3 protein-coding genes and 3 pseudogenes are annotated in these 6,145 nt (G+C 57.9%); 5 read left to right on the top strand and 1 reads right to left on the bottom strand.

Annotation, left to right across the window (positions count from 1 at the left end; genetic code table 11):
- The 5 genes and pseudogenes from OWC48_RS45635 to OWC48_RS45615 form a co-directional block, all read left to right on the top strand.
- On the top strand, nucleotides 1-379 hold a 379-nt coding region (locus OWC48_RS45635; protein WP_282525873.1), incomplete at its 5' end, for a TCP-1/cpn60 chaperonin family protein.
- A gap of 660 nt (nucleotides 380-1,039) precedes the next feature.
- Entirely contained in the window at nucleotides 1,040-1,615 is a 576-nt protein-coding gene (locus tag OWC48_RS45630; RefSeq protein WP_282525872.1) for an alpha-L-arabinofuranosidase C-terminal domain-containing protein, read from the top strand.
- 436 nt (nucleotides 1,616-2,051) lie between these two features.
- A complete protein-coding gene (locus tag OWC48_RS45625; RefSeq protein ID WP_306664776.1) occupies nucleotides 2,052-3,695 on the top strand; it encodes an acyl-CoA dehydrogenase family protein in 1,644 nt (547 codons plus the stop codon).
- Between the two features lie 293 nt (nucleotides 3,696-3,988).
- Nucleotides 3,989-4,237, top strand: a pseudogene (locus tag OWC48_RS45620) (transposase domain-containing protein); the annotation flags it as partial.
- A 115-nt stretch (nucleotides 4,238-4,352) separates the two neighbouring features.
- A pseudogene (locus OWC48_RS45615) lies at nucleotides 4,353-5,291 on the top strand (IS110 family transposase).
- Between the two features lie 480 nt (nucleotides 5,292-5,771).
- Here the strand turns inward: OWC48_RS45615 and OWC48_RS45610 are convergent.
- A pseudogene (locus OWC48_RS45610) lies at nucleotides 5,772-6,145 on the bottom strand (IS4 family transposase); the annotation flags it as partial.

Raw genomic sequence — 6,145 nt, 5'->3', positions numbered from 1 at the left:
GGCCTCCGAGCAGCTCAAAGGCCTGCGCACCAAGAACGACGACCAGAAAACCGGCGTCGAGATCGTGCGAAAAGCGCTGTCCTGGCCGGCCCGCCAGATCGCGATCAACGCCGGTGAAGACGGTTCGATCGTGGTCGGCAAAGTCCTGGACAACGAGCAGTACTCTTATGGCTTCGATGCGCAGACAGGCGAGTATAGCAACCTTGTCTCCAAGGGCATCATTGACCCGACCAAGGTCGTGCGCATCGCGGTCCAGAACGCCTCCTCGGTGGCGGCGCTGCTGATCACGACAGAAGCGATGGTCGCCGAGCTGCCGAGGAAGGCCGCGGCCGGCCCGGCCATGCCTCCAGGCGCCGGCATGGGCGGTATGGACTTCTGATCCACTCTGTCAAAGTGTCGATGACCATGCAAAACCCTGGCCCGAATGCCAGGGTTTTGCTTCGGCGAGCCTGCAACGTAGCCCTAGCAAGCCGCGCCAAAGGCCCAACCCATCGGCCTATCCGTACGAACGGCGTTGGGCCCAGACCTAATTTGCTTGTGACTTTTCATTCGGCGGCCACAGGGGCTCGGCCAAGGTGAAACGGGTCCAGCACTGCGATGGCAGTGGGCCTGTCGCTATTTGAGTCTCACGACTGCCTCTGCCGAGTGTCTGAACCCTTCGTCTGGGCATATCCGGTGCCGCCTACCCGCTTTAGACCTTCTTGCCTACTTTCCTGCCCTGACGCGTGGTCCCAAGCGCCCAAATGCCCTTTCCTGGTTCGCACTTACATCTGATGGCCAGAGGCTTATTTGAAACCCCTCAGTGAGAATGCGCATCGACAAAAACCACAAGATATCCTGCGGAAGTGCCATAATTACTGTACGCTTTATTTTGTCCTCGCGGATGGGCTCCGCTTCGTCTAACGGCTAAGCGGCGCTCCAAAAAGCGTCTTATGCTGAGCTTCGACGAATGGAACGTCTGGTATCGAACGCGCAACGAGGTTGCCCCGGCGGTAGACCGCTGGCCAGTGGCCCCCCGATCCTTGAGGAACTCTATACAATGGAGGACGCGCTCGCCTTCGGCGGCGCCTGCATTTCCCTGTTGAATCACGCCGATCGGGTGAGAGTTGCCTGCCTGGCGCAACTCGTGAACGTCATCGCGCCGATTATGACTAAGACAGGCGGAGGTGCATGGCGCCAAACCATCTTCTTTCCTTTTGCGCATATGAGCCGCTTTGGTCGCGGAAGAATTTTGCACGCGCAAGTCGAGACGGAAGCCGACTATGCGTCGTATAACAATCCTGACGGTAGACCGGCCGGGACCTTTCCAGCGCCTGACGTGCCGTATCTCAAGACAGCGGCAGTCGCCGAACAAGGCGGCGGCTTGTCGCTCTTTCTGCTCAATCGTGATCTAAAGCAGGAGATGGAGGTGGGCGTCGAGGCCAGAAGCTTCGGTCCCCTGACAGTTCACGAGCGCCTCGAGCTCCGGCACGATGATCTGATGGCGGCGAATAGCGAGAATACGCCGGACAAGGTCAAGCCGGCGCCCTTGCAAAGCGTGGCCTTTGACCGCGGGAGGTTGCGGGCGACGCCCAAGCCGGCGTCATGGAATGTGATCTACCTGGCGCCACATTGAGAAAATGAAGGGCCCGCGAAAATTGCGCCAAAGGATCAATCGTGATCGTGGTTTAGGTTTTTGCTTGGGCATGATTTCCGCGAACGCTATTAGTCCGAGAGCGTGAGCACATCGCAAAGCGTGAGCGCTGCCGATCGTACCAGGGCCTGATGATCGCGGCCAACGCCAGTGATGGGTGATAGCCCTGCCACGATCAGCGCGTCCGCCGCCGCGCCCGGCCCAGATTACCTGCACCTGCAAGACAAACTTTCAGGCCGCCGCATTCTGCGCCTGCACGACATCATACCATCATCGTCGGTCGCCCGCCAAGCAATCGGCCCTTCGAGAGCGGCTCGCCCTACCAGCCTGCGCCTCCGATAGTCATATTGACAAGACTGATCTTGATGAGAGCCCGCGCAGCGGCGAGCAATAAATCCAAGTCCCGGCGAACGTGCTTATGCTGCGCTTGCATCACACTATACCAATGTGTAACCGAGATAGCCACGGGGATGAATTGGCACGAAGCGCGACCGAGTTCATTGTGGGCCTTATGGCTATGTATACTCAGGTTTACGCCCAATTCAGCGAGGCGCGGGAACGCACAGCCGAAGGCCGTGCAGCTGCACTATACTCCAGTTTGATCGCTGACCTCAGTCAGCTGAATTTCGCAGACGCGGATGACCGCCGAGCATTCCCTCCGACCCTACACAGCATATTGGCAAGGCATGGACTGTTCGGGCTCACCACACCAGGAGAGCACGGCGGATTAGCTCTTCCCTTGCAGGAGGCCATCAACCTCATCTCCGCCACTGCATCCTTCGATGTCTCCGCTGCCTCTACCCTCGTCATCCATAACTTCCTGGCCTTGCCCTGCATCCAAGCGGCACCGCACGTCCCCGAACAAAAGCATATCATTTGGGGTGCAACACGCGGTGATCTCTGCGCTTTCGCTTTGACTGAGCCCGGAGCTGGCTCGGCCCCGAGGCACATAGAGGCTTCGGCTCTCATGCGCGAAGATAAAGTTCGTATCTCTGGCCGCAAGATCTGGATCGGCCTCGCTGACTGGGCTCGCTGGATCGTTTGCTTTGCGCGCGCGTCTGAACCCGATGCGAAAGGTCGGCTCGTTGGTGTACTCGTTGACAGGCAAGCTACAGGCCTAAAGGTCACGCACGAGCATCGCACACTCGGTCTACGTGGCATCATTCAGAATACCCTGGAGTTCCACGATGTCGAGGTGCCGCGTTCTTACGTTCTCTCTCGCGATCAAGACGGCTGGAGCGCGGCGGCATCTAGCATGAACCGCGGCCGTGTCGGTGTGGCTGCTATGGGTCTTGGAGCCCTTGAGCGCGCTATCCAGGTCGCAGCTTCTTATGCAAGCCATCGCCGGCTCGGTAAACTGCGTATGATCGAGAACAGCTACATCGAGCAGTTATTCGGGCAGATGGTGCTGCGGCGGGAAGTCGTGAAGGCGATGCTGGCCGCATCCTGCCGACTTGTTTCAGCGCAGGGCGCGCCAAACGTCCACCTTGCGTCGGCAACGAAGGTTTTGTCCTCGGAGTGGTGCGGCCTTGTCGCTGATCAATGCGTCCAGCTGTTAGGTGGCCGTGGTTACGATGAGGGAGCGCCTTTAGCCAAAATCTATCGAGACGCTCGCATCCTTCGCATCTTCGAAGGTCCGACTGAGGCGCTCCTATCACATCTCGGCCGCTGCCTCCTCTCTAAAGCCACACGTGACGAGGTAGCCGATCTCTTTCGGTCAGTTGGAGCGGCATCAGTCCATGCTGCTGCAATTGAGGAGCTCTCTGGGCTCAATGAGACAGACGGTGCCGTGCTGATCTATGCGGGTTGGCTCACAACATTGGGGCTGGCAAAAGCTGTCATGTCTGCTGGTTGCTTCTCTGCCTCAGATTGCACCGCAGCAGCGGCTGACCTGGTCAGTTCCGAACTTGCAACTCTCCGTACTCGCGCGCCGGCTCGGCAATCTGTCGAAGTCCGCAATCGGGCTAGTCGGACTCTGACCACCTTCCTTGAAGACGCGGCTTGGTCTATTCGCTCACCTGTGCTCACAGACGATTATCTTAGATTGGTGCAGTATGTCTGACATCTGGCGGATGCCGGACGTCTTTCCACCTGGTAGTCCCGCGCGCGACGATGCAACTGCGGAAAGGCGAAGCATCCCTGAGCACTGCCGCGTCTAAATTCCGGCAGGCTGATAAGAGGGCCTAACCTAATCTCGCTCCGGGCGGCGCCGCCGCAGCAAAGGCTTTCGCGTTCAGGAGACGCCAGCGAAAGAGCAAGCCGCTTCTCGAGGAACGCAATTGTTGGTCAAGCAGATCCTGACGAGGAAGCGGGCGAAGTCGTCCCAGCGCCTGAGTAATTCATAGGCTTCAGGACGCTGAGCGTGCATTGAGAGGCATCGCCTTGGGAAGGCGCAACTGGACCTTCGCTGGTAGCCAGCGTGGCGCCGACCGTGCCGCCATCATGCTGACGATGATCACGACTTGTCGCCTCAACGACGTCGATCCCAAGGCCTGTCTCGCCGAGGTCCTGGCCCGGATCGCCGATCTTCACGCGTCACGCCTGCACGAACTGCGCCCTCTTGGGGGGGACGGCTCCCAACGGCATCGCAATGTGCCAGAGTGAGTTCGTTGAAGTTCTCAATCGAGGGAGACCGTCCGTGGAAACGATTATCCGAATTGGCATGGATACGTCAAAGAGCGTTTTCCAGTTGCATGGCGTGAACGCAGCTTAGAAACCAATCCTGCGCAAGAAGCTCTCGCGTCCAGAGATGGTAAAGTTTTTCGAGAAGGCGGCGCCTACTATCGTTGCTCTTGAAGCCTGCGGTGGGGCTCACCACTGGGCAAGACTATTAGCTTCCTTTGGGCACAAAGTGAAATTGATCGCGCCTCAGCTGGCCAAGCCGTATGTGAAGCGCGGCAAGAATGACGCGGCGGATGCAGAGGCCCTGTTCGAGGCGACGAGCCGACCTACCATGCGGTTCGTTCCAGTAAAAACCGCAGATCAGCAGGCAGCGCTGACGTTAGTTGGAATGCGAGAGAGGCTCATCCGCAATCGGACACAGATGGCCAATGCCATTCGCGGCTTTGCCATGGAATTTGGCATCGTCGCGGCCAGGATCGAACCGCATGGAGCGATTAGCGAATGATCAATCGCTGCCGGAGCTTGCTCGGAAGCTTTTTGCCATGCATTGTGATGAATATCGTGATCTGCTGTCGCAAATCAGGTCGGTCGAGAAAAAGCTAATGGAACTTCACCGCGCCGATGAATGCAGCAGGCGTCTTGCGAAAATTCCCGGTGTCGGTCCTGTTGGTGCGTCACTCTTGATGATGAAGACACCAGACCCTCGTATGTTTAAGTCTGGCCGCGATTTTGCCGCTTGGATAGGGCTCACACCCAAAGATCATTCGACGGCCGGCAAGGTTAGGCTTGGGGTCATCACACGTGCCGGCGACGAAATGTTGAGGAGCACATTGGTGGTCGGCGCGACCGCTCTTCTTCAGCATGTAAGAGCAGGTCGAAGCAGACATGCCTCCCGATAGCTTACCGATCTGTGCAACGAAAAAGCCCCAAACTTTTCGCCGTGGCGCTTGCCAACAAGATCGCCCGCGTTGCCTGGAAGCTCATGGTGAGCGGTGAAACGTATCGGCGAATGGAGGAACAGCCAAAGGCTATATAGAGGATTGGCGACCACGGTGAGAACAGAAACTACCCTGTTGCGCTGATGCTGTGAACTTGCACGAGAAGAGCAGATGGTGCGATCGATCGATCCAAAACTCGCGACACTCCGTCATTCCCAGTGGCCCTCCGAGGTCGCTGCCTTGTTAGGAACACGCGTTGCGGGACCCATCTTGGCCAGCGGTCATGTGCGACCGCATGCAAAGGCCGGTATGGAGGCAAGCGATCCGTCAAATCACTGAACAATATCTTGCAAGGAGGGAGCCGTCCACATATGGGAATGGAAGCTCCTCCGCCCAGCCGCCAAGCACCGCCGGTCTGCAGGCCGCCTGACGTTCACACAACCGATCATAGAGCTCGCTGTGCCCGCGCGCACGCGTCAATCAGGCGGTCTTCGTCGTCTTACGATTACCCACATCTTTGAGTCAGAGCTTCGCTCCCGTTGCGATATCGATGAATCGCGATAGTCCGCGCCACATGATCAGATTCCCTGGTGGCGGATCGTTGGCGCGGGCGAGATAGCCGCCGAGCCTGGCGATCTTGATGAGATAATGCGACAATGTCTTTCGTTGGGTGCTGACTGGATTCTTGTCTTTGACGAGCCGATAAGCAATTGGATTTCAGCTTTGGTCAACGCAAATTCCGGTGAGACATTTGGCGCTGAACGATTGAGCATCGTCATCCAAAAAATGCGCCAGCTCACAATGCAGAACACCGAGATCAGATTCGTCAATCGCTGAGCAGTCCGCAGTTGCGAGTCCTCTGCCCTACAGCCGGATTTGAGTATCTTGTGGAAGACCTCGATCTTCCATCGCAAGGAATACCAATCGAGTTTCTCGATCGCATCCCCGCGCG

It is taken from the genome of Bradyrhizobium sp. Arg816 (assembly GCF_029989365.1).
Classification (GTDB): domain Bacteria; phylum Pseudomonadota; class Alphaproteobacteria; order Rhizobiales; family Xanthobacteraceae; genus Bradyrhizobium.
The sequence above is the reverse complement of the archived record's forward strand: the minus strand, read 5'-3'. Positions and strand labels throughout refer to the sequence as shown.

Excerpts from the sequence above, each read along its gene's own strand:
- OWC48_RS45630 (WP_282525872.1), top strand. The coding sequence starts at position 1,040 with ATGGAGGACGCGCTCGCCTTCGGCGGCGCCTGCATTTCCCTGTTGAAT.
- OWC48_RS45625 (WP_306664776.1), top strand. The coding sequence starts at position 2,052 with ATGCTGCGCTTGCATCACACTATACCAATGTGTAACCGAGATAGCCAC.